A 23,432-nucleotide genomic window follows, 5' to 3' on the forward strand; every position below is an offset into this window, starting at 1 on the left:
ACAATTCTTAGAAGCGCGGCGGCTCAGACGAATGGCCACAACAGCAGGGTCATGATAAAGCCCAGGGTACCCAGGACCGTCACCAGCAGGGTCCAGGTGCGCAGGCCGTCACCGACATTGAGGCCGGCCAGCTTGGTGAACATCCAGTAGCCGGCGTCGTTGATGTGCGACATCGCCAGCCCGCCACCGCCCATGGCCAGGCACAGCAGCGCCATATGGTTGGCGCTGAGGTTGAGCGTGGCGATCAGCGGGCTGAGGATGCCGGCGGTGGTGACCAGCGCCACCGTGGTCGAACCTTGCACGGCGCGCAGCAGCAGGGTCAACAGAAAGCCCAGGGCCAGCACCGGCAGGCCGGTGTTGCGCAAGGCTTCGGAGACCACCGCGCCGATGCCGGTGTCCACCAGCACCTTGCCGAACACACCGCCGGCGCCGGCGATCAGGATCACCATGGCCACGCCCGGCAGTGCCGAGCCGATCACGTCGGAGACCTGGCTGCGGCTCCAGCCGCGGCGCGAGCCGAGCAGCCAGGCGCACAGCAGGGTGTCGATCAGCAGCGCGACCAGGGGCGCGCCCAGCACGGTCATGACCGCGCGCACGCCGGAATCGGCCGGCAGCAGGGTCGTCGCCAGGGTACCCAGCAGGATGAGGATGATCGGCAACAGGATCAACGCGATGATCAGCCCGAAACCGGGGGCTGGCGCGGGTGGCAGCTTGGACTTGATCGTGGTGGCGCTTTCTTCCAGGCCAAGGGTCTTGGCATGCGCCGCTTCGCTGGTGTGCGAATAGTCGTCGTTGGCCCAGGCTTGCAGGTCGGCGTTGCTGATGTGCGGGCCGTAGACTTCGGCGCGGATGTCGTCGGTCATCGGATAGGTGCGGCGGGTCATGCGCCCGGCGATCAGGTAGCCGATCACGCACAGGATGCCCACGATCGGCAGGCCGAACATCAGCACCCGGCCCAGGTCCGCGCCCAGTTGCCCGGCGGCGGCCACGGCCCCGGGGTGCGGCGGCAGGAAGGCGTGCACGCTGAGCAGCGCGGCGCACATCGGCAAGGCAAAGATCAGCAGCGGCTTGCGCGCGGCCCGGGCCACGCCGTAGGCCAGCGGCATGAGAATGATCACCCCCACTTCGAAGAACACCGGAATGCCGACCATGAAGCCAGCCACGGTCAACGCCAGCGGCGTGCGCTTGTTGCCGAAGCGGCTGATCAGGGTCTTGGCCAGTGCCTCGGCACCGCCGGACAGTTCGATAATGCGCCCGATCATCGCGCCCAGGGCAATGATGATCGCGATGTGGCCAAGGGTCTTGCCCATGCCGCCTTCGATGGTAGCCACCAGGTCGGCCGGTTTCACCCCGGCCACCAGCGCCACCAGGATGCTGACCAGCATCAGGGCCACAAAGGGTTGGAACTTGTACTTGAGTACCAGAAACAGCAACAGTGCGATGCCGGCGCCGGCAGTGCACATCAATAATAGTGGGCTCATGCTCTGTGTCCTGTTGTTATTTTTGCTTTTCTTAGGGATGCAACCTGTTGGCAGAAGCGGGTCTCACCACTGCGCGCCGAACGTCTCGCGCAGGTCCTGCAAGGCGCCCTCGTCCAGCGGCGCGGGTTTGGGGTTGCTCATCAGCCACAGTCGCGCGGTTTCTTCCAGCTCTTCGAGGGCGTAACAGGCCTTGGCCACCGAGGCTTCCCAGACCACCGGGCCGAGGCGCTCAAGCATCACGCCGCGCACTCTGTTGGCCAGTTGCGCCACCTGTTCGGCAACCTTCGGCGAACCGGGGCGCTGGTAGGAGATCAACGGAATGTGGCCGACTTTCATCACCTGGTAGGGCGTCAGGGGCGGCAGGATGTCGTCCTGCTGCCAGACGCCCGCCAGGGTCAGCGCCACCAGATGAGTGGAGTGGGTGTGCACCACGCCGCCGACGGCGGGGTTGCGGTCATACACCTCGCGGTGCAGGGCGAGGGTCTTGGATGGCTTGTCGCCCGAGACCCACTCGCCGGCCAGGTTGACCTTGGCGATGCGGGCTGGGTCGAGCCGGCCCAGGCAAGCGTCGGTGGGGGTGATCAGCCAGCCATCATCCAGGCGCGCGCTGATGTTGCCGGCGCTGCCGACGGTGTAGCCGCGACCGTACAGCAGGCGGCCGACGTCGCATATTTCCCGGCGCAAGGCCTGTTCGTCGATCATCACGCCGCTCCTGCAAGGTGCTTGAGGGCTTTGGCGAAGAAATCGCGGCCACCGAAGTTGCCGGATTTCAACGCCAGGGCCAGGGGTTCGGCCGAGCTGCTGACGGTCGCCGGCACGCCGGGATCGATCTGCGCGCCGATCTGCAGCAGTTGCACGCCCAGGGCCTGCACCACCGCACCGGAGGTCTCGCCGCCGGCGACCACGAAGCGGCGTACGCCGGCCTCGCGCAGGCCGCTGGCGATCTCGCCGAGGGCCTGTTCGACCAGGGCCCCGGCGCGTTCGACGCCAAGCTTGTGTTGCACCGCCTTGACCTCTTCCGGCGAGCTGGTGGCGTAGATGAGCACGGTTTGCCCGGCGTCCCTGGCAAAGGCCAGGGCCTGGGCCACCACCGCTTCACCGGCGGCCAGCGCCAGCGGGTCGATGCGCAGGGCCGGGCGGCCGGCTTCGAGCCAGGCGGCGACCTGGCCGTTGGTGGCGACGGATGCGCTACCGGCCAGTACCACTTCGCCGCCGCTGATGTCGGGTACGGCTGCCGCGTCCAGCTGGCGCAGCTTGCCGGCCCGGCGGAAATTCTCCGGCAGGCCCAGGGCCAGGCCCGAGCCGCCGGTCAGCAGCGGCAGCTCGGCGCAGGCTTCGCCCAGCACGTACAGGTCGGCATCGGACACGGCATCGGCGATGGCCATGCGCACACCGTCGGCGCGCAGTTGCGCGATGCGCTGCTTGACCGCCTCGACGCCCTTGCCGACGCTGTCGTAGCGCAGCAGGCCGACCGGCAGTTGGGTCTGTGCCTGCAGTACGCGCACCAGGTTGGCGTCGCTCATCGGCGTCAGCGGATGGTTCTGCATGCCCGATTCGCTGAGCAGTTGGTCCTGCACGAACAGGTGCCCGCGAAAGATCGTCCGGCCGTTTTCCGGAAACGCCGGGCAGGCCAGGGTGAAGTCGCTGTCCAGCGCCGCCAGCAGGGCTTCGCTGACCTGGCCGATGTTGCCGGCGGCAGTGGAGTCGAAGGTCGAGCAATACTTGAAAAAGATCTGCTCGCAGCCGCGTTCGCGCAGCCAGGCCAGGGCCTCGAGGGATTCGGCCACGGCGTCGCTGGCCGGCACGGTGCGCGACTTCAGGGCGATGACGATGGCGTCGGCATCGAGCCCGGCGGCAACGTCGCTGCTCGGGATGCCGATGCTCTGCACGGTGCGCATGCCGCCGCGCACCAGCATGTTGGCCAGGTCGGTGGCGCCGGTGAAGTCATCGGCGATGCAACCCAGCAGGGGGCGAGATGCTGTCATGGTCGGCCCCTTAAACGTCGGTCTTGGCCACGGGCAGCTCGATGCCCGGGAAGATCTTGATCACTGCCGAGTCGTCCTCGCGGCCGAAACCGGCGCTGGAGGCCTGCATGAACATCTGGTGCGCGGTGGCCGACAGCGGCAGCGGGAATTTACTGGCCCGGGCGGTATCCAGCACCAGGCCCAGGTCCTTGACGAAGATGTCCACCGCCGACAGCGGCGTGTAGTCGGCCTTGAGTATGTGCGGCACGCGGTTTTCGAACATCCACGAGTTGCCGGCGCTGTGGGTGATCACCTCGTACAGGGCATCGGCATCCACGCCTTCGCGCAGGCCCAGGGCCATGGCTTCGGCGGACGCGGCGATGTGCACGCCGGCCAGCAGCTGGTTGATGATCTTCACCTTCGAGCCCAGACCGTGCACGTCGCCCAGGCGGTAGACCTTGCCGGCCATCCCTTGCAGCACGGCTTCGGCCTTGGCGTAGGCGTCGGCGGGGCCGGAGGTCATCATGGTCATTTCGCCGGAGGCGGCCTTGGCCGCGCCACCGGAAATCGGTGCGTCGAGGTACAGCAGGTGCGCGTCGCCCAGGCGTTTGCCCAGTTCCACGGCAAAGGTCGGCGCGACGGTGGCGCAACCGATCACCAGGCAGCCCGGCCGCAGCGCGGCGACGGCGCCGTTGTCACCGTAGAGCACGGTTTCGGTCTGCTCGGCATTCACCACCACGGTGATGATCACGTCACAGGCAGCGGCCATGGCGGCCGGCGAGGCGCAGGCGACACCACCTTCGTTGGCGAATTGTTCGGTGACGGCGGAACGTACGTCGCAGGCATGCACGTTGAAGCCCGAACGCAGCAGGGAACGCGCGATGCCCAGGCCCATTGCGCCCAGACCGATCACGCCGACATTTTTGTTATTCATGGAATAGCTCCTCGAAGGGTTGAGTCGATAGTGGACCAATGATCGGATGTTGTGAAGTGTTTTTTCAATTTAACAAATATTAACATTGGCGGGATAGGCGAAAAAAAACCCTGGGCTTGGCCAGGGCTTGGGTGTGCAGGGTTTGCCGGTTATCCGGAGGGCGCCAGGAGCAGCTCGACGCCTTGCTTGCGAATACCGTCGGCGGCAGCGTCGGCCAGGGCATCGTCGGTGATGATCACGTCGAACTGCTCCAGCGCGGCGATCTTGTACATGCCGAAGGTGCCGTATTTGCTGCTGGTGGCCACCAGTACGGTTTGCGAGGCCGCCTGCATGGCCACTTGCTTGACCTCGACCTTCAGCGCCGAGGGCGTGGTGGTGCCGCGATGCAGGTCCCAGGAACTGGTGGACATGAACGCGATGTCGGTGGCGATCTGGCGCAAGGTGGCTGCGGCCAGGCCACCGACACAGGAGCGGTTGGGATGGTCGAGCAGGCCGCCGGTGTGAATCACGTCGACATGCTGGGCGTCGGCCAGGGCATGGACGATGCCGAAGTCGTTGGTGATCACGGTCATACCGCTCAGCGCGGTGATGTGCGGGACGATCTGCAGGGTACTGGTGCCAGCGTCCAGGTAGACCGTCATGTCGTCATGCAGCAGGCCGGCGGCCAGGCGCGCCATGCCTTGCTTGTGCAGTTGCTCGACCACCGCCTTGGACTGATGGCTGGGTTCGCTGTGCACCTGGCTGGCGATGCGCACGCCGCCCGTCACCGAATAGGCGCGGCCTTCCTGCTCCAGCAGGGCGATGTCGCGGCGCACGGTCATGTGCGAGCAATCGAACATTTCCATCAACTGATGAACGCTGAGCACCTGGTGCTTGCGCAGCTGGCGCAGGATCTGTTCGCGGCGCTGCGCGGGAATCATCGGCATGCCACTGGGGGTGGCGCGGTCCTCTTCGGTCGACATGCGGGGTCTCTGGGTTCTCGGGTTCCTGGACGGGCACTTTACTCCTGTAGGGCCGGGCTCGCTCGGGAACTGTAGCGGCCCGTTCCCGAGCAGGCTCGGTCTTGCAGGGGTGGTGTCATAGGGGTATGAGGAATCACAGCACCGCCTGCACCACCTGCCGGCGCTGGCGATAGATGAAATACAGCGCCGTGAGCAGGGTCAGCAGCCCGGTAATCGCGCCGGTCCAGGGCAGATCGGCCAGGTTGATGCCGCTGGCCACCACCAGCCCGCCGAGCCAGGCACCCGTGGCATTGCCCAGGTTGAACGCGCTCTGGTTCAGCGTCGAGCCGAGGTTCGGCGCCTCGTGGGCCTGGTCGATGATCAAAAGCTGCAGGATCGGGCACAGGGCGAAGGCGAACACGCCCCACAGCACCAGGGTAATGCCGGCCGGTATCAGCAGGCGGCTGGTGTGGCTGAACGCGGCCATGGTCAGCACCACGGCCAGGGCCATGGCCACCAGTGCCGGCAGCAGCCGAGTATCGGCCAGACGCCCGCCCAGCATGCTGCCGCCAGTGAGGCCGACGCCGAACAGCAGCAGCATCAGCGTCACTGCGTGTGGGCCGATGCCGGTGACGTCCTGCAGGATCGGCGCGATGTAGGTGAACACGCTGAACAGGCTGGTCGAGGCCATTACGCTCATCGCCAGCGCCAGCAGCACGTTGGGTTTGCGCAGCACGCGAAACTCGCGGGCCAGGTTGCTCTTCTCCATGGGAATGACCTTGGGCAACCAGACCATCTGCGCCGTCAGGGCAATCAGGCCGATCACCGCGACCGCCCAGAACGTCGAGCGCCAACCGGCGTATTGGCCCAGGGCGGTGCCCAGCGGCACCCCCAGCACGTTGGCCAGGGTCAGGCCGGTGAACATCATGGAGATCGCCTGGGCCCGCTTGTTCGGCGCCACCAGGCCGGCCGCCACCACCGAGCCGATGCCGAAGAAGGCGCCATGGCACAGGGCAGTGATCACTCGCGCCGCCATCAGCGAGAGGTAGTCCGGGGCCAGCGCACACAGGACGTTGCCCAGGATGAACATCAGGGTCATGCCCAGCAGCGTGGCCTTGCGCGGCATATTGGCGGTGGCCACCGCAAGGATCGGCGCGCCGAACACCACGCCCAATGCATAGCCGGTGATCAGCAGGCCGGCGCGCGGAATGCTCACGCTGAGATCGCGGGCGACGTCGGGCAGCAGGCCCATGATGACGAATTCGGTGGTGCCGATGCCGAAGGCGGCGACGGCGAGAGCGAGCAGGGCAAGTGGCATGCGACGTGACTCATGTTGACGAGTTGTTGACGTGAGTGGAGCGTGCGCGTGCTGGCTGCCTGGGGCAGAAAGCGGAAATTATTGGAATAGTGACGTGACGCAGCGGTTCGGTGCAGTTGGCTATCCGTTAGTATATCGAGGCACTGAAAGATTCCGAATCAATTTCACCTCGGAAAAGATTCAATCGGTGCTCGCCTGGCGGGCCCTGCGGCCCCTATTGAATGACTCGACAAAGGAATGACCATGACCGTCGCATTCTGGTGTGTGCTCGTCGCCATCTGCCTGCCATACGTCTGCACCAGCATCGCCAAGTTCTCCAGCGGCAGGTATGGGCCCAGGGCCAACCATGACCCGCGCGCCTTTCTCGACAGCCTCGAGGGCATGCCCAAGCGCGCACATTCGGCCCAGCTGAACAGTTTCGAGGCGCTGCCGGCCTTTGCCGCAGCGGTGATCATCGCCCACCTGGCCGGCCACGCCCAGCAAGTGACCCAAGACGTGTTGGCGGTGATCTACATCACCCTGCGGCTGCTCTACATCATCTGCTACCTGGCCGACTGGGCGAAGCTGCGCTCGCTGGTGTGGCTGGTCAGCCTGGCGATCATCATCGGCCTGTTCGGCGTATCGGCCTAACGTTCGAGATCATCGGTGGCTTGCTGCAGCTCCTTGCGGGCCTGGGCCAGTTTGTCCTTGCGGGTGTTGATCTTGTCGGCGTCACCTTTTTTCATGGCCTTGTCGAGGTCGGCCTGACGTTGCGCCACCTCCTGACGCGCCTTGAGCACCTTGTTCTCACGCTCCTTCTGCAGAGAGGCGGGGGTGCAATGGCGAGTGCTTTCACTGAGGGCCTTTTGCAGGCCGGCGACCTGATTGCTGTTGCCAGCGGCCTTGGCGTGATCGATCTGCTGGCGGATGTCCTGCTGCTTGGCGGCGCAGCCGGTGAGCGGCGGCGCGGCTTCGCTGGCCATGCTCGGTGCGGCCATGGCGCCGCAGAGAGCCAGTATCACCAGGGAGTGAGTTGGTTGCATGGGATGCTCCATTGAAAAGGGGAGTGATTAAATGGAGCAATTCCAGAAATGTCTTCAGGAACTGTCCGATACTGCAGCTGAAAACCCGGCGATGCCGGCCTGCGCCAGACGCTCGGCAATGGCCATCACCTCCGGGTGGCGATAGAAGGCTAGCAGTTGTGCAGCCCGTGTGGGGCCGATGCCCGGGCGAGCCTGCCACTGGCCGAGGTTGCGGTTGGCCAGGGTCGACCAGTCGGCACTCGCCGACTCGGCGGCTGGCGGCGCGCCGATGGCCTGCAGCCAGGTGCCGAAGGCCTGCTCGCGCGCCTGGCTGAAGCTGGCGTGCAATTGCTCGGCGCGTCGCTGGCCGATGCCGGGCACCTCGGCCAGGGTTGCCACGTCGAGGTCGAGCCAGCCCAGCAGGTGGTCCAGGTGCCCGGCGGCGAGCAGTTTTTGCCAGGTGCCAGCGCCGACCTGGCTGAGGTTCAAGCCATTCTTTCCGGACAGCCATTGCAGCCTGGCGGCGTATTGGCTCGCGCAGCCCGGCGAGTCTCGCCAACAACTCAGCCGATGGTACTGCTCGGCATCGGGCACCTGCAGCGGTGGGCGCAGGCTGGCTTGCCAGAGCACCTGGCCGAAGCGCGGGATGGTCAGCCCGGCGAGTTCGACGGTGATCTGGTCGCCGGGGCGGATGTCCAGGGCCTGCCAGCGCTTGAGCGACGCCAGGCTGACGCGGCGTACGGTACGGTCATCCAGCTGTACCGGATCGAGCTCCAGCACCGGGGTGATCCTGCCGGTGCGGCCGACGCCAAAACTGACGTCGCGCACCCGGGCCGAAGCGCTGGCGTGGGGGTATTTCCAGGCGGTGATCCAGTAGGGCGCACGCGCCTGCCAGCGCTGCGCCGGCGGGCGCTCTCCCATGCGCAGAATGATGCCGTCGGTAGCGAAGGGCAGGGGGCTGTTGTACCAGTGCTCGTACCAGCCCTGCGCTTGCGCGAAATCGGCCACGGGCTGGCTGAACGCCGCCGCTTCAGGGAAGCCCAGCTGGCCTAGGCGCGCGTTGCGTTCAGCTTGCCGGGCCGGGCCGTGGGGCCAGTCCCAGACGAACAGGTGGATGTTCGCGGCCTGCTCGCCCGGTGGCTGTCGGCGCGCCATCAGCCCGGCCACGCGGCTGCGCGCGTTGAGGCTGCCGGCGCTGGCTTGCACATGGCCTTCGAGGCGCCAGTACAGCTCGCCCTGCAGCTCGAGGTCGAGCGGCTCCGGCAAGCGCTGGGCGATGGCGGTGAGGCGTGCGTTGTCGGTCCAGTCGTGGCCATGACTGCCGTCGCCGCGGCTGATGACCTGGTGCAGCCGACCCTGGCGATAGATGACGCTGACCGCCACGCCGTCGATCTTCGGCTGGGCCCACAGCCCTTGGCGGCCCTGCATCCAGGCCCGAGCCTGGTCGGCGCTGGCCAGCTTGCCGACGCCGGTGTGCGCGACCGGATGTGACAGCGGCCCGCGGGCGCTGCGCAGCCCAGGCTCGGCGGGCGCGCCACCGGTGGGAAAACAGCCGCGCCAGGTTTGCAGCAGCGCCAGCGACTGATCGTAGCGCTCGTCATCGACCAGGCCCTGGCCGACGCGGTGGTAGCTGTCGTCCCAGCGGCTGATCTGCGCCTGCAGTCGGCCGATTTCCACCCGCGCCTGTGCCGGCGACCAGTCGGGGCAGGCGTGCGCCAGGGAGGAGAAAAGACTGAGTAGCAACCAGAGAATGAAATTCGGCATCGGAGCGTCCTTGCCCGGGTAGCGGAAAGCTCAGCCTAGGGAATGATTGACCCCGGCGCCTGGGCCAATTGTCACGAAATATGCCGATGCACGGGCGGTGTGGCGGTTTGGCCGGGCCCGGCTATGGTAAAAGTCATTCGCGAGAGGAGCCCCCATGACCCCAGGCTATGCAGAGTTACCCATGTATGTGGCCCCGTGGCGCGTGCAGCTGGCCAACGAGCGCTGGCTCGAGCTGATCCTGCGCAAGCTGAACCGGGAGCGCCAGGCTGCGGCCCATCTGCCCCTGCCCGTGCTGTGGGAAGCGCCCGAGTTGCTGCTGGCACAAACCTGTGGCTACCCGTTGGTGACTCGGCTCAAGGGCAGGGTCCGGCTTGTCGGCCGACCCCGCTATGAATTCCCCGACACTGCCGCCGGCCAGCACTGCAGCCTGCTGCTGGTGCGCGAGGACGACCCGCGCCAGGCCCTGGAGGCCTTCGCCGGCAGCCGCGGGGTGATCAACGGGCCCGACTCCAACAGCGGCATGAACCTGCTGCGCCACAGCGTTGCGCCTCTGCAGCGTGGTGGTCGTTTCTTCGGCTCGGTGCAGGTCAGTGGCGGCCATCGGGAAAGCCTGCGCTGGTTGCGCGAAGGCCGTGCCGACCTGGCGGCGATCGACAGCGTGACCTTCGCCTACCTGGCCCGTGACGCGGGCTATGAAGTCGCCGGCCTGCGCGTGCTGGCCCGTACAGCGCCGAGCCCGACGCTGCCGTACATTGCCAGCCTGACCCTCGGGGCCGAGCAGGCCGAAGCGCTGCGCGCAGTGATGAACCAAAGCCTGCGCGAGCTGCCAGAGGTGGCACAGGTGCTCGGCCTTGGCGAAGTGCTGGGCGCCAGCGAGGAGGACTACGAAGTGCTGCTGGACTACGAGCGTCAGGCGGCCACCTGGGGGCTGGCGCAGTTGCATCCCGTTCATTGACCTGTTGGCGAGAGAGACGCATGAAATCGATCAAGACACTGTTGGGGGGCTCGTTGCTGGCCTTGAGTCTGCTGGCGCAGCAGGCGCCGGCCGCCGACAAGGCGACGCCGATCCATTTTGGCGACATCACCTGGGAGTCCGGCAGCCTGATCACCGAGGTGCTGCGCCTGATCGTCGAGAAAGGCTATGGCTACCCCACCGATACCTTGCCGGGCAGCACCGTGAGCCTGGAAGCGGCGTTGGCGAAGAACGACATTCAGGTCATCGGCGAGGAATGGGCCGGCCGCAGCCCGGCCTGGGTCAAGGCGCAGGCCGAGGGCAAGGTGTTCGGCCTGGGCGACATCGTCAAGAACGCCACTGAAGGCTGGTGGGTGCCGGAGTACGTGGTCAAGGGCGACCCCGAACGCGGTATCAAGGCCATGGCGCCGGAGCTCAAGTCGGTGGACGATCTGCCAAAGTACAAGGACGTGTTTCGCGACCCTGAGCAACCTGACCACGGGCGCTTCCTCAACAGCCCGAGCGGCTGGACTTCCGAGATCGTCAACAGCCAGAAACTCAAGGCCTACAAGCTGACCGACAGCTACACCAACTTCCGTACCGGCTCGGGCGCCGCGCTGGACGCAGAGGTCACTTCGGCGGTGCGCCGTGGCCAGCCGGTGCTGTTCTACTACTGGTCGCCGACGCCCCTGCTGGGTCGCTTCAAGCTGATCAAGCTGGACGAACCACCCTTCGATGCCGAGGCCTGGAAAACCCTGGCCGACGCCAGCAACCCCAACCCGCGCCCGACCCGGTCGATGCCGGCGCAGCTGACCATCGGCGTGTCGCAGCCGTTCAAGGCGCAGTACCCGGACCTGGTCGGTTTCTTCGAGAAGGTCGACATCCCCATCGATCTGCTGAACAAGACCCTGGCAGGGATGAGCGAGAAGCATCTGGAGCCCAAGGCGGTGGCCGAGACGTTCCTGCGCGAGCAGCCACAGGTGTGGAAGCCCTGGGTGCCGGCCGAGGTGGCGGACAAGGTGAGCAAGGCGCTGTAGCCCATAAAAAAACCGGCCGCAAGGCCGGTTTGATCTACCGCTCGGTCGTTCAGACCCCGGCGGCGGCCCGCAGCGCGTCGGCGCGGTCGGTGCGTTCCCAGGTGAACGCGGTGAAGGTGTCTTCGCCCACGGTCATCTCCACCGGTGTGCGGCCGAAGTGGCCATAGGCTGCGGTGGCCTGGTACATCGGGTGCAGAAGGTCGAGCATGGTGGTGATCGCGTAGGGGCGCAGGTCGAAGTGCTCGCGGACCAGGTTGATGATCTTGCTATCGCTGATCTTGCCGGTGCCGAAGGTGTTGATCGAGATCGAGGTCGGTTGCGCCACGCCGATAGCGTACGACACCTGGATCTCGCAGCGCTCGGCCAGGCCGGCGGCAACGATATTCTTGGCCACGTAGCGGCCGGCATAGGCGGCCGAGCGGTCGACCTTGGATGGGTCCTTGCCCGAGAACGCGCCGCCACCGTGACGGGCCATGCCGCCATAGCTGTCGACGATGATCTTGCGCCCCGTCAGGCCGCAGTCGCCCACTGGGCCACCGATGATGAAGTTGCCGGTCGGGTTGATGTGGAACTGGGTGTCCTTGTGCAGCAGCTCGGCGGGCAGCACGTGCTTGACGATCAGTTCCATCACGCCTTCGCGCAGGTCCTTGTAGGACACGTCGGGGTTATGCTGGGTCGACAGCACGATGGCGTCGATGCCGACCACCTTGCCGGCTTCGTAGCGGCAGGTCACCTGGGATTTGGCATCCGGACGCAGCCAGGTCAGCAGGCCCGATTTGCGGGCTTCGGCCTGGCGCTGCACCAGCTGGTGGGAAAAGGTGATCGGTGCCGGCATCAGCACTTCGGTCTCGTTGCTGGCGTAGCCGAACATCAGGCCCTGGTCACCGGCGCCCTGATCTTCCGGCTTGCTGCGGTCCACGCCCTGGGCGATGTCCACCGACTGTTTGCCGATGATGTTCATTACCGCGCAGGTGGCGCCGTCGAAGCCGACGTCGGAGCTGGTGTAGCCGATGTCGATGATGACCTTGCGCACGATCTCCTCGAGGTCGACCCAGGCCGAGGTGGTGACTTCGCCGGCGATGATGGCCACGCCGGTCTTGACCAGGGTCTCGACGGCGACACGGGCGTATTTGTCCTGGGCGATGATGGCGTCGAGCACCGCATCGGAAATCTGGTCGGCGATCTTGTCCGGATGCCCTTCGGACACGGACTCAGAGGTGAAAAGTGAGTATTCGCTCATCTCGATGGTTTCCTGATATTACCGATGGTGAGTGTCGCCAGCCGGCCGCTGAAAATGGCGGACCTGAATCTGGAAACCATTACGTAAGCCTACGTAGAGGCTTTCCCCGGGGGTGAGTCCCGCAGCGCAGGCCCAGCGGGCCAGATCTTCCTGTTCAAACCCCAACCAGAGATCACCGCAAGCCTCCCTGGCCCAGCTCTGGTTGTGGCTGCATAACTCGGTGATCAACAGACTGCCGCCTGGCTTGAGGTGCTCGGCCAGGTGCTTGAGCGCCGCGGCTGGCTCGCTGAAATGGTGCAGGACCATGTTCAACACCACGCAGTCGGCCAGCAGCTCGAAGTCGCCGAGGGCGTCGACCAGCTGCAGATGGACGTTGCCCAGGCGTTCGCGGGCGCACACCTGGCCGGCGAGGTCGAGCATCGCCGGGCTGTTGTCCAGCGCCGTGACCTGGGCGAAGCGGTGGGCCAGCTCGGGCAGGAAGCCGCCGTCGCCCGGGCCGATTTCCAGGGCCGTGGCGCTCGCCGCGAAGCTGAGCTTGTCGAGCAGCGCCAGCAGGCTCTCGCGGTACTGCGGCAGGCCGGCGATAAGGTCCTGCTGGGCGCGAAACTTTTCTTCCATGCGCGAGAAGAAGTCCTCGCTGGCTGCGGCGCGCTGGCGTTGGACCAGGGCCATGCGCGCCTGCACCTCGCCGGGCAGGACCAGCCGCTCGACCTCGTCGAGCAGCGCGGCATGCAGCCGGCCGCCCGATTGCAGGGGTCGCGGCAGGGCGCGGCGGTAGAAGATGGCGTTGCCTTCGCGGCGGGTCGCCACCAGGTCGGCCAGGGCCAGCACCTTGAGGTGGTGGCTCATGCCGGACTGGCCGATGGCGAAAATCTGCGCCAGCTCCAGCACTCCGAACGAGTCGTTGGCCAGCGCGCGCAGCACGTTCAGGCGCAGCGGATCACCGCCGGCCTTGCACAGGGCGGCGAGGTTGTCGCTGGCGTCGAAGTCGAGGGTGGGCGCTGGGATGTTCATAAGGTCCGGAGTCTAGAGGCCGTTCCAGCCGCTCGCAAGGCCAATATCAAAAAGTTTTGATATTGGCCTTGCGTAATCTGTCGTTGCCCAGAGGCCCATGCCTAAGGGAAAATGCCTGCCTTTGTCGATTTCAAACCCAAGGCCGGGATTCAACCCCCAGGCCAGAGTCAGACCCAGGAGAAAAGCGATGCCCAGCCGTCGAGAGCGTGCCAATGCCATCCGTGCCCTGAGCATGGATGCCGTGCAGAAAGCCAACAGCGGCCATCCCGGCGCCCCTATGGGTATGGCGGATATCGCCGAAGTGCTGTGGCGCGATTTCCTCAAGCACAACCCGAGCAACCCTTCATTCGCCAACCGTGACCGCTTCATCATGTCCAACGGTCACGGCTCGATGCTGGTCTACTCGCTGCTGCACCTGACCGGCTACGACCTGTCCATCGACGACCTGAAAAACTTCCGGCAACTGCACAGCCGCACCCCGGGCCACCCGGAATACGGCTATACCCCGGGCGTCGAGACCACCACCGGCCCGCTCGGCCAGGGCCTGGCCAACGCCGTCGGTTTCGCCATCGCCGAAAAAGTGCTGGCGGCGCAGTTCAACCGCGACGGTCACGACATCGTCGACCACAACACCTATGTGTTCCTCGGCGACGGCTGCATGATGGAAGGCATCTCCCATGAAGTCAGTGCACTGGCCGGCACCCTGGGTCTGGGCAAGCTGATCGCCTTCTACGACGACAACGGCATCTCCATCGACGGCCACGTCGAGGGCTGGTTCACCGACGACACCCCCAAGCGCTTCGAAGCCTACAACTGGCAGGTCATCCGCAACGTCGACGGCCATGACGCCGACGAGATCAAGACCGCCATCGAGACCGCGCGCAAGAGCGACCGCCCGACCCTGATCTGCTGCAAGACCATCATCGGCTTCGGCTCGCCGAACAAGCAGGGCAAGGAAGAATCCCACGGCGCCGCCCTGGGTGCCGACGAGATCGCCCTGACTCGCGCCGCGCTGAAGTGGAACCACGCGCCGTTCGAAATCCCTGCCGACATCTATGCCGAGTGGGACGCCAAGGAAGCCGGCGCGGCCGTCGAAGCCGAGTGGAACCAGCGTTTCGCCGCCTACTCCGCCGAGCACCCGGCGCTGGCCAACGAGTTCATCCGGCGCATGAGCGGCGAACTGCCGGCCGACTTCTCCGAGAAGGCCGATGCCTACATCGCCGAAGTGGTGGCCAAGGGTGAAACCATCGCCAGCCGCAAGGCCAGTCAGAACACCCTGAACGCCTTCGGTCCGCTGCTGCCGGAATTCCTCGGCGGCTCGGCCGACCTCGCCGCGTCCAACCTGACCCTGTGGAAGGGCTGCAAGGGCGTCGAGGCCGCTGACGCGGCCGGCAACTACCTGTTCTACGGCGTGCGCGAGTTCGGCATGAGCGCCATCATGAACGGTATCGCCCTGCACGGCGGTTTCGTGCCCTACGGCGCGACCTTCCTGATCTTCATGGAGTACGCGCGCAACGCGGTGCGCATGTCGGCGCTGATGAAAAAGCGTGTGATCTACGTCTACACCCACGACTCCATCGGCCTGGGCGAAGACGGCCCGACTCACCAGCCGATCGAGCAGCTGGCCAGCCTGCGCTGCACGCCGAACCTGGACACCTGGCGTCCGGCCGATGCGGTCGAGTCGGCGGTGGCCTGGAAGTACGCCATCGAGCGCAACGACGGTCCGTCGGCGCTGATCTTCTCGCGCCAGAACCTGCAGCACCAACAGCGTGACGCCGCGCAACTGAGCGACATCAATCGCGGTGGCTACGTGCTCAAGGACAGCGTCGGCGAGCCGGAGCTGATCCTCATCGCCACCGGTTCGGAAGTCGGCCTGGCCGTGCAGGCCTACGAGCAGCTCACCGCCGAAGGGCGCAAGGTGCGCGTGGTGTCGATGCCTTGCACCAGCGTGTTCGATGCCCAGGACGCGAGCTACAAGCAGGCGGTGCTGCCGCTGCAGGTCGGCGCGCGGATCGCCATCGAAGCGGCCCACGCCGATTACTGGTACAAGTACGTGGGCCTGGAAGGCCGCGTGATCGGCATGACCAGCTTCGGCGAGTCGGGCCCGGCCAATGCGCTGTTCGAAGAGTTCGGCTTCACTCTGGAAAACCTGGTCGGCACCGCGCAGGAGCTGCTCGAAGACTGACAGCCGGTTTCGTCAGCGCCGCAGCCACGCGCGAGGCCCCAGCAGGGCCTCGCGCGTTGGCGCATCAAAGTCGTTCCATCACAGCGAGCGCCTCATGCCCCAAACGCGTCCCTACAGAGTCGCCCTCAACGGCTACGGCCGAATCGGCCGCTGCGTCCTGCGCGCGCTGATCGAGCGCGGCGCGGCTGCGCAGTTCGAAGTGGTCGCCATCAACGACCTAGCCGACCTTGCCAGCCTCGAATACCTCACTCGTTTCGACTCCACTCACGGCCGTTTTCCCGGCGACGTGCGGATCGACGGCGAGAACCTGCAAATCAACGGCAAGCGCATCACCGTGTTGCGCCAGGCTGCCCCGGAAGCCATCGACTGGGCGGCACTGGATATCGACCTGGTGCTCGAATGCTCCGGCGCCTGGCACACCCGCGCCGACGGCCAGCGCTTTCTCGATGCCGGCGCACCGGCCATGCTGTTCTCGCAGCCCATGGCCAGCGAGGCGGACGTCGATGCCACCGTGGTCTATGGCGTCAACCACGACTGCCTGAGCGGCCATGAGCGGCTGGTGTCCAACGCCTCCTGCACCACCAACTGCGGCGTGCCGCTGTTGCAGGTGCTCGATCGTACAGTGGGCATCGAGTTCGTCTCCATCACCACCATCCACTCGGCCATGAACGACCAGCCGGTGATCGACGCCTACCACGCCGAAGACCTGCGCCGTACCCGCTCGGCCTTCCAGTCGGTGATCCCGGTGGCCACCGGGCTGGCCCGTGGCATCGAGCGCCTGCTGCCGGAACTTGCCGGGCGAATTCAAGCCAAAGCAGTGCGCGTGCCGACCGTCAACGTGTCATGCCTGGACATTACCCTGCAAAGTTGCACCGACACCGATGCTGCCGAGATCAACCATATCCTGCGCAGCGCCGCGCTGGACGGGCCCTTGCAGGGGCTGCTGGCCTACACCGAACTGCCGCACGCCAGCTGTGATTTCAATCATGATCCCCATTCGGCCATCGTCGACGCCAGCCAGACCCGGGTGTCCGGCCCGCGGCTGGTGAACCTGCTCGCCTGGTTCGACAACGAATGGGGCTTTGCCAATCGCATGCTCGACGTCGCGGGGCATTTCCTCGATGTCAGGCACACCCAATCCAATACAGGCAAATAAGGACCAAGACAAAATGACCGTGTTGAAGATGAGCGACCTCGATCTGCAAGGCAAACGCGTACTGATTCGCGAAGACCTCAACGTGCCGATCAAGGATGGGGCGGTCGCCAGCGACGCGCGTATCCTGGCCTCCCTGCCGACCATCAAGTTGGCACTGCAAAAGGGCGCTTCGGTGATGGTGTGCTCGCATCTGGGCCGCCCTGTCGAGGGTGAGTACAGCGCCGAGAACAGCCTGCTGCCGGTTTCCGAGTATCTGAGCAAGGCCCTGGGCCGCGATGTGCCACTGGTCCAGGACTACATCGACGGCTTCGACATCCAGCCTGGCGAAGTGGTGTTGTTCGAAAACGTGCGCTTCAACACGGGCGAGAAAAAGAACAGCGACGAGCTGGCGCGCAAGTACGCCGCGCTGTGCGACGTGTTCGTGATGGACGCTTTCGGCACCGCGCACCGCGCCGAGGGTTCGACCCACGGCGTGGCCAAGTTTGCCAAGGTCGCGGCGGCTGGCCCGCTGTTGGCTGCCGAACTCGATGCGCTGGGCAAGGCGCTGGGCGCCCCGGCCAAGCCGATGGCGGCGATCGTCGCCGGCTCCAAGGTGTCGACCAAGCTCGACGTGCTCAACAGCCTGAGCCAGATCTGCGATCTGCTGATCGTCGGCGGCGGCATCGCCAACACCTTCCTCGCGGCTGCCGGGCACAAGGTCGGCAAATCGCTGTACGAGCCGGATCTGCTCGACACCGCCAAGGCCATCGCCGCCAAGGTCAATGTGCCGCTGCCGGTGGACGTGGTCTGCGCCAAGCAGTTCGCCGAAAGCGCCGAGGCCACGGTCAAGGACATCAGGGACGTGGCGGACGATGACATGATTCTGGATATCGGCCCGCAAACGGCGGCCAACTTCGCCGAGCTGCTGAAAAGCTCGAAAACCATCCTGTGGAATGGCCCGGTCGGCGTGTTTGAGTTCGACCAGTTCGGCAACGGCACCAAGGTGCTGGCGCAGGCCATCGCCGACAGCTCGGCGTTCTCCATCGCAGGCGGCGGCGACACCCTGGCGGCCATCGACAAGTACGACGTGGCCGAGAAAATCTCCTACATCTCCACCGGTGGCGGCGCCTTCCTCGAGTTCGTCGAAGGCAAGGTCCTGCCTGCCGTGCAGATTCTCGAGGAGCGGGCCAAGGCCTGAACCCTATGACTGCAGTTGTGCGTTATGCCGGCGCCGCGCTGCTGGCCGCCCTGTTGGCGGCCTGCGCGAGCAAGCCACCGCTCAAGCCGCCGCCGACCCAGGCGGCCCGGCCTGCGGCCGGCTGCGAGCAATCGGACTGGCAGGCGCAGACCGCCCCGGTGATCAACAAACGCCTGGGCCCGGATGTGCTGGAACAGTACGACGGCAAGGACTCGGACTCCAGCGGCTGCCATTGACGGCCTGGCAGGCAACCAACCAGCCGCCGCGGCGGTCTTTATAGTGTGAACAATTATTGCAATGGATTGATGCGAGGATTCCCACCATGAAGATCGTCTGTGTTGCAGTGTTGGCAGCCGCCATGCTCAGTGGCTGTTCGATGTTCGGCGGCTCCGACAGCGCCTGTGAAGTGTTCAGCCCGGCGGCGGTAGCGTTGCCGACCACGCAAAATGAACAGCAAGTGAGTACCAGTGCGACCGGTGACCCCACCAACAGTCACAACGTTCAGCAGAATTGCGGGTCCAAGGGCTGATTCGGGCTTGCTGCATCTGGCGGCGACATCTGGATAGATAGGGAAAGTGCATGAAACGCTGGATGCCGTTGTTGGCTGCAGGAGTCTTGTCGAGTGGTTGTGTCGGCATTGGTTTCAACATTGGTGGCAATAGTCAGGCGCCTGCAGACACGCCATGGACGCACTGGGTCTGCGACACCCAGGCCAGTGTGCTGTGGCGCTTCACCGATGCGGCGAAAAGCCGCGTCGACGTTCGCCTCGAGCCCAAGGAGCAGGTTTATCATCTGAAAGCCGAGCCGGGAGCCGACGGCCAGTTGTACAGTGACGGCGTGTTGGCCCTGCATGTGCAGGGCAATGATGGCCAGCCCGGCGGGCTGGTGTACTGGGTGGCCACCAACGATCTGATAGGCCGGGGCTGCAAGGCCCCGTGAACAGGCAGGGTTCGGCAGGCGCCGGATCAACCACTTGAAAGCCGGTCGCCACTTCGGCAGGCTGGCATAATAATTACCCTCGAGCGGGAGAGAGACACCTCATGGCATTGATTAGCATGCGCCAGATGCTGGACCACGCAGCCGAATTCGGCTACGGCGTACCGGCCTTCAACGTCAACAACCTGGAGCAGATGCGCGCCATCATGGAAGCGGCCGACAAGACCGACTCGCCCGTGATCGTGCAGGCCTCCGCCGGTGCCCGCAAATACGCCGGTGCGCCGTTCCTGCGCCACCTGATCCTCGCCGCCATCGAAGAATTCCCGCACATCCCGGTGTGCATGCACCAGGACCACGGCACCAGCCCGGACATCTGCCAGCGCTCGATCCAGCTGGGCTTCAGCTCGGTGATGATGGACGGCTCGCTGGGCGTCGACGGCAAGACCCCGACCGACTACGACTACAACGTGCGCGTCACCCAACAGACCGTGGCCATGGCCCACGCCTGCGGCGTGTCAGTGGAAGGCGAACTGGGCTGCCTGGGCTCGCTGGAAACCGGCCAGGCCGGTGAAGAAGACGGCGTGGGCGCTGAAGGCACCCTGGACCACAGCCAGATGCTGACCGACCCGGAAGAGGCTGCCGAATTCGTCAAGGCCACCCAGGTCGACGCCCTGGCCATCGCCATTGGCACCAGCCACGGCGCCTACAAGTTCACCAAGCCACCGACCGGCGACATCCTCGCCATCGACCGCATCAAGGCGATTCACGCGCGCATTCCCAACACCCACCTGGTGATGCACGGTTCGTCCTCGGTGCCCCAGGACTGGCTGGCGATCATCAACGAATACGGCGGTCAGATCAAAGAAACCTACGGCGTGCCGGTCGAAGAGATCGTCGAAGGCATCAAGCACGGCGTGCGCAAGGTCAACATCGACACCGACCTGCGCCTGGCCTCCACCGGTGCCATCCGTCGTTTCATGGCCCAGCATCCGAGCGAGTTCGACCCGCGCAAATACTTCGCGGAAACCGTGAAGGCCATGCGCGACGTGTGCATCGCCCGTTACGAAGCCTTCGGCACCGCCGGCAATGCCTCGAAGATCAAGCCGATCTCCCTGGAAGGCATGTTCCAGCGCTACGCCAAGGGTGAGTTGGCCGCCAAGGTCAACTGATACCCGCTGCGTCGCAAAAAACCCGCCTAGGCGGGTTTTTTTATTGCGTAGGAACGAACTCGCTATTTGGTATGGGTCACCGCCAGCGAATAGAACGTCACCATCCCGCCCTCGGTGGCGTAGCCGGTGTTGTCGGAGATGTACGCCCCGGCCTTGTAGTAGAACTGGCTGCTGGCCCACTTGCTGTCCAGGCGGGTGGTGTAGATCTTGTCGGCGACGTTGATCGCCAGCTCGCCGGCCTTGGTCAGATGCAGCGAATAGGCAAAGCGGGTGTTGAGCTTGACCCCGGTGGCGAGGGTGATAACGGTGCCGTCGGCGTCGCTGGGCAGCTGGCGCAGCTTGGCGACGATGTTGCCGTCAGCGGTCTTGTCCTTGTACTGGTACTCCAGCTTGAGCAGTGGTGCGCTGCCTTGGAACACGTGGATCTGACCGATCACCACCTTGCCCACCGAAGGCACCTGATTGACCATCAGGGTGGCTTTCATCAGGTTGTCCGCAGCGCTGTACTGCCAATTGCGCAGGGAGCCATCGGCGTTGGTTTCGCGCAGCTCGCTGCGCGGGTAGTCCGAGCCGGTGCTGGTGCTGCCGGTCACCGGCACCCAGAAGAACAGCGTGCCGGTGTCGGAATGGAAAAAGCTGTCCTTGAAGCCCTTCACCAGGGTCGGCGTGGCAATGGTCAGGGCGGGGGCGCCCTGGGGAATGGTCAGGTTCCAGGTAGAGAGGTCGATCATGGTGTCTTCCGCGTCAAAAGGGGGCAGAGGGCAGGCAATGCACTGCGAATGACTTTTTATCGGCCTGGGGCGGCAAGGTTGAATGACAAGCGACAAGTGGCTGACGCCAAGGCCATGGCGGCTGTATATAATTTTTCCACACACATCGACCACTAGTCGCCTGCTGCCATAATGAGGGCAGGAACGGGCAATGGATCTCTATTGCTTAGATGGATCCACGGCTAGAGTGGATCAGTCAGTGCCCATCTTGTTGGGTGGGCTTAGCCGTCTGAACTCAGGGAAGTAGCATGGAATGCGCACCAATTCAGCCAAGCGATAACAGTTCGGTCCTGCTGGTAGTCGACGACTATCCGGAGAACCTGGTCAGCATGCGCGCCCTGCTCGAGCGTCAGGACTGGCAGGTGGTGACCGCCGCCTCGGGCGTCGAAGCACTGGGCGCGCTGCTCGAGCACGAAGTCGACCTGGTCCTGCTTGACGTGCAGATGCCCGGCATGGACGGCTTCGAGGTGGCTCGCCTGATGCGCGGCAGCCAGCGCACGCGCCTTACCCCCATTATCTTCCTGACCGCCAACGAGCAATCCCAGGCCGCCGTGCTCAAAGGCTACGCCAACGGCGCAGTCGACTACTTGTTCAAGCCGTTCGACCCGCAGATCCTGCGGCCCAAGGTGCAGGCGCTGCTCGAACAGCAGCGTAATCGCAAGGACCTGCAGCGCCTGAGCAAGGACCTCGAATCGGCCCGCGCCTTCAACGCCTCGGTGCTGGAAAACGCCGCCGAGGGTATCCTCGTGGTGGACGAGAACGGCGCGGTGAGCTATGCCAACCCGGCCATCTCGCGCCTGCTCGGCGCCTCCATGCAGGAGCTGCGCGGCACCGCGCTGGTCGACTTCCTGCAAAAACCGGCCGTGGCCAGCTGGCGCGAGTCGGAGTTCTATCGGGCCTACAACAGCCGCGACACCGTGCGCATCCACGACGCCTTGCTGCGCACCTTCAACGGCCAGCAGCTGCCGGCGGCGTTGTCCTGCGCGCCGTTGCCTGGCGAGCAGCGCGCCATGGTGGTGACGGTGCTGGACATGTCGGTGGTGCGCAACCTGCATCAGCAACTCGAATACCAGGCGGTGACCGACGCGCTCACCGGCCTGCTCAACCGTCGCGGCTTCTACCAGACGGTGGAGAGCGCGCTGGTGCGCAACGAACGCTCGGAGCAGGTGCAGGCCTTGCTCTACCTGGACCTGGACGGCTTCAAGCACATCAACGACAGCCACGGCCATGATGCCGGTGACAAGGTGCTGCGCTGGGTCGCCGAGCAGCTCAAGGACTGCCTGCGCCCGCGCGATACCGTGGCGCGCATCGGCGGCGACGAGTTCACGGTGCTGCTCGACAACCTCGACTACCCGGAGCACGCGGCCAAGGTGGCCGAGAAGATCATCGACCGCATCGGCATGTGCCAGCACGTTGAAGGCCTGGAGGTCGCCCTCGGCGTCAGTATCGGCATCGCCATCTACCCGGAGTCCGGCGCCACCCTGGACAACCTGCTGCATTCGGCGGATATCGCCATGTACGCCGCCAAGCAGGCCGGCCGTCAGCAATACCGCTACTACGAGCAGGAAATGAACGGCCGTGCGCGCTCGCGGCTGATGATCGAAGGCAGCGTCGGCACCGCCATCGAGCACAAGGACTTCAAGTTGGTGTATCAGCCTCAAGTGTCGATGGTCGATGGCACCTTGCGTGGCTTCGAGGCGCTCTTGCGCTGGCAGCACCCCAGCGTCGGCGACGTGCCACCCGGGTTGTTCATCCCGCTGCTGGAGGAGGCGCGGTTGATCAGCCGCCTGACCAGCTGGATCTACCAAGAGGGCGCCGCGCAACGCCGGGCCTGGGCCCAGGACTTCAGCCCCGAGCTGGTGCTGAGCATCAGCCTGAGCAATGCGCAGTTCAGCATGCCCAACCTGGTGTCCGAACTGCAGCGGGCCCTCGCCGCCAACGAACTCAAGCCGCGCCAGCTGGAGGTCGAGGTCACCGAGACCTCGCTGGCGCACAACCTCGGCGAGTCGCTGCGCCAGCTTCAGCAGCTGCGCAACCTCGGCGTACGGGTGGCCCTGGACGATTTCGGCAGCGGCAACTGCTCGTTGAAGATCCTCCGTGACCTGCCGATCGACACGCTCAAGCTCGACCGTCACCTGGTGGCACGCCTGCCCGGCTCCCGGGGCGATGCGACCCTGGCGCGGGGCGTCATCGAGCTGTGCCGAGAGTTCGGTATCACGGTGATTGCCGAAGGCGTGGAAACCCGCGAGCAGTACCAATGGCTGCTGGCCAACGGCTGCGAGCTGGCCCAGGGGTTCATCGTCGCCAAGCCCCTGACCGCCGCCGCTGCCGGGCAGTTTCCGGCGCGTTTCGACTGGAGCAATCTGTAGCAGCCGGATGCTTTACACTGGCCG

22 protein-coding genes are annotated in these 23,432 nt (G+C 65.3%); 11 read left to right on the top strand and 11 right to left on the bottom strand.

The genetic code is table 11. The features are described from left to right. Positions 1 to 23: 23 nt before the first annotated feature. From SFA35_RS02295 to SFA35_RS02320, 6 genes are all read right to left on the bottom strand, one after another. Positions 24 to 1,481, bottom strand: a complete 1,458-nt coding sequence (locus tag SFA35_RS02295; protein ID WP_320574786.1) for an SLC13 family permease — start codon at positions 1,479 to 1,481, stop codon at positions 24 to 26. A 63-nt stretch (positions 1,482 to 1,544) separates the two neighbouring features. Further along, a complete protein-coding gene (locus SFA35_RS02300) occupies positions 1,545 to 2,183 on the bottom strand; it encodes an aldolase (RefSeq protein WP_320574788.1) in 639 nt (212 codons plus the stop codon). Beyond that, a complete protein-coding gene (gene otnK / locus SFA35_RS02305; protein WP_320574789.1) occupies positions 2,183 to 3,466 on the bottom strand; it encodes a 3-oxo-tetronate kinase in 1,284 nt (427 codons plus the stop codon). The genes SFA35_RS02300 and otnK overlap by 1 nt, the downstream gene beginning before the upstream one ends. A 10-nt stretch (positions 3,467 to 3,476) precedes the next feature. Next, positions 3,477 to 4,379: an L-threonate dehydrogenase gene (ltnD, locus tag SFA35_RS02310; protein WP_320574790.1), complete on the bottom strand. Its 903-nt coding sequence runs from the start codon at positions 4,377 to 4,379 to the stop codon at positions 3,477 to 3,479. 149 nt (positions 4,380 to 4,528) lie between these two features. Further along, complete coding sequence (locus tag SFA35_RS02315; RefSeq protein WP_320574792.1) at positions 4,529 to 5,341, bottom strand: DeoR/GlpR family DNA-binding transcription regulator; 813 nt, start codon at positions 5,339 to 5,341, stop codon at positions 4,529 to 4,531. A gap of 133 nt (positions 5,342 to 5,474) precedes the next feature. Next, positions 5,475 to 6,638, bottom strand: coding sequence for an MFS transporter (locus SFA35_RS02320; RefSeq protein ID WP_320574794.1), 1,164 nt, complete (start codon positions 6,636 to 6,638; stop codon positions 5,475 to 5,477). 243 nt (positions 6,639 to 6,881) lie between these two features. Here SFA35_RS02320 and SFA35_RS02325 point away from each other — a divergent pair, with 243 nt between their 5' ends. After that, positions 6,882 to 7,268, top strand: coding sequence for an MAPEG family protein (locus tag SFA35_RS02325; protein WP_320574796.1), 387 nt, complete (start codon positions 6,882 to 6,884; stop codon positions 7,266 to 7,268). Here SFA35_RS02325 and SFA35_RS02330 read toward each other — a convergent pair. Both SFA35_RS02330 and ligB read right to left on the bottom strand, forming a co-directional pair. Beyond that, positions 7,265 to 7,660, bottom strand: coding sequence for a DUF1090 domain-containing protein (locus SFA35_RS02330; RefSeq protein WP_320574798.1), 396 nt, complete (start codon positions 7,658 to 7,660; stop codon positions 7,265 to 7,267). The genes SFA35_RS02325 and SFA35_RS02330 overlap by 4 nt on opposite strands. A gap of 54 nt (positions 7,661 to 7,714) precedes the next feature. Continuing rightward, complete coding sequence (gene ligB, locus SFA35_RS02335) at positions 7,715 to 9,403, bottom strand: NAD-dependent DNA ligase LigB (protein WP_320574800.1); 1,689 nt, start codon at positions 9,401 to 9,403, stop codon at positions 7,715 to 7,717. A gap of 154 nt (positions 9,404 to 9,557) precedes the next feature. Between ligB and SFA35_RS02340 the strand changes: the two genes are divergently transcribed. Continuing rightward, positions 9,558 to 10,358 carry a phosphate/phosphite/phosphonate ABC transporter substrate-binding protein gene (locus SFA35_RS02340; RefSeq protein ID WP_320574803.1) on the top strand — a complete coding sequence of 267 codons (801 nt, stop codon included), beginning with the start codon at positions 9,558 to 9,560 and terminating at the stop codon, positions 10,356 to 10,358. 20 nt (positions 10,359 to 10,378) lie between these two features. Beyond that, positions 10,379 to 11,392: an ABC transporter substrate-binding protein gene (locus SFA35_RS02345; protein WP_320574805.1), complete on the top strand. Its 1,014-nt coding sequence runs from the start codon at positions 10,379 to 10,381 to the stop codon at positions 11,390 to 11,392. 49 nt (positions 11,393 to 11,441) lie between these two features. Here SFA35_RS02345 and metK read toward each other — a convergent pair whose 3' ends face one another. Both metK and SFA35_RS02355 read right to left on the bottom strand, forming a co-directional pair. After that, the gene (gene metK / locus SFA35_RS02350; protein ID WP_320574809.1) at positions 11,442 to 12,632 is read right to left on the bottom strand and encodes a methionine adenosyltransferase; all 1,191 of its coding nucleotides are present in this window, start codon (positions 12,630 to 12,632) and stop codon (positions 11,442 to 11,444) included. A gap of 18 nt (positions 12,633 to 12,650) precedes the next feature. Beyond that, positions 12,651 to 13,646, bottom strand: a complete 996-nt coding sequence (locus SFA35_RS02355; protein WP_320574811.1) for a metalloregulator ArsR/SmtB family transcription factor — start codon at positions 13,644 to 13,646, stop codon at positions 12,651 to 12,653. A 187-nt stretch (positions 13,647 to 13,833) separates the two neighbouring features. Between SFA35_RS02355 and tkt the strand changes: the two genes are divergently transcribed. From tkt to fba, 7 genes are all read left to right on the top strand, one after another. Then, complete coding sequence (gene tkt / locus SFA35_RS02360; RefSeq protein ID WP_320574813.1) at positions 13,834 to 15,831, top strand: transketolase; 1,998 nt, start codon at positions 13,834 to 13,836, stop codon at positions 15,829 to 15,831. 94 nt (positions 15,832 to 15,925) lie between these two features. After that, positions 15,926 to 16,987 (top strand): erythrose-4-phosphate dehydrogenase, encoded by a 1,062-nt coding sequence (gene epd, locus SFA35_RS02365; protein WP_320574815.1) that lies wholly within the window; start codon positions 15,926 to 15,928, stop codon positions 16,985 to 16,987. Between the two features lie 13 nt (positions 16,988 to 17,000). Next, entirely contained in the window at positions 17,001 to 18,164 is a 1,164-nt protein-coding gene (locus SFA35_RS02370; protein WP_320574818.1) for a phosphoglycerate kinase, read from the top strand. A 5-nt stretch (positions 18,165 to 18,169) separates the two neighbouring features. Then, positions 18,170 to 18,400 carry a hypothetical protein gene (locus tag SFA35_RS02375; protein ID WP_320574821.1) on the top strand — a complete coding sequence of 77 codons (231 nt, stop codon included), beginning with the start codon at positions 18,170 to 18,172 and terminating at the stop codon, positions 18,398 to 18,400. 86 nt (positions 18,401 to 18,486) lie between these two features. Beyond that, a complete protein-coding gene (locus SFA35_RS02380) occupies positions 18,487 to 18,693 on the top strand; it encodes a hypothetical protein (protein ID WP_320574822.1) in 207 nt (68 codons plus the stop codon). Positions 18,694 to 18,743: 50 nt separating this feature from the next. After that, the gene (locus SFA35_RS02385; protein WP_320574824.1) at positions 18,744 to 19,103 is read left to right on the top strand and encodes an MliC family protein; all 360 of its coding nucleotides are present in this window, start codon (positions 18,744 to 18,746) and stop codon (positions 19,101 to 19,103) included. Between the two features lie 101 nt (positions 19,104 to 19,204). Next, the gene (fba, locus tag SFA35_RS02390) at positions 19,205 to 20,269 is read left to right on the top strand and encodes a class II fructose-bisphosphate aldolase (RefSeq protein WP_320574826.1); all 1,065 of its coding nucleotides are present in this window, start codon (positions 19,205 to 19,207) and stop codon (positions 20,267 to 20,269) included. 62 nt (positions 20,270 to 20,331) lie between these two features. Here fba and SFA35_RS02395 read toward each other — a convergent pair whose 3' ends face one another. Further along, positions 20,332 to 21,000: a polysaccharide lyase family 7 protein gene (locus tag SFA35_RS02395; RefSeq protein ID WP_320574828.1), complete on the bottom strand. Its 669-nt coding sequence runs from the start codon at positions 20,998 to 21,000 to the stop codon at positions 20,332 to 20,334. 287 nt (positions 21,001 to 21,287) lie between these two features. On the opposite strand from SFA35_RS02395, the gene SFA35_RS02400 reads away from it, so the two are divergent. After that, complete coding sequence (locus SFA35_RS02400) at positions 21,288 to 23,408, top strand: putative bifunctional diguanylate cyclase/phosphodiesterase (RefSeq protein ID WP_320574830.1); 2,121 nt, start codon at positions 21,288 to 21,290, stop codon at positions 23,406 to 23,408. Positions 23,409 to 23,432: the final 24 nt, after the last annotated feature.

Source organism: Pseudomonas sp. HR96 (assembly GCF_034059295.1).
GTDB lineage: Bacteria > Pseudomonadota > Gammaproteobacteria > Pseudomonadales > Pseudomonadaceae > Aquipseudomonas.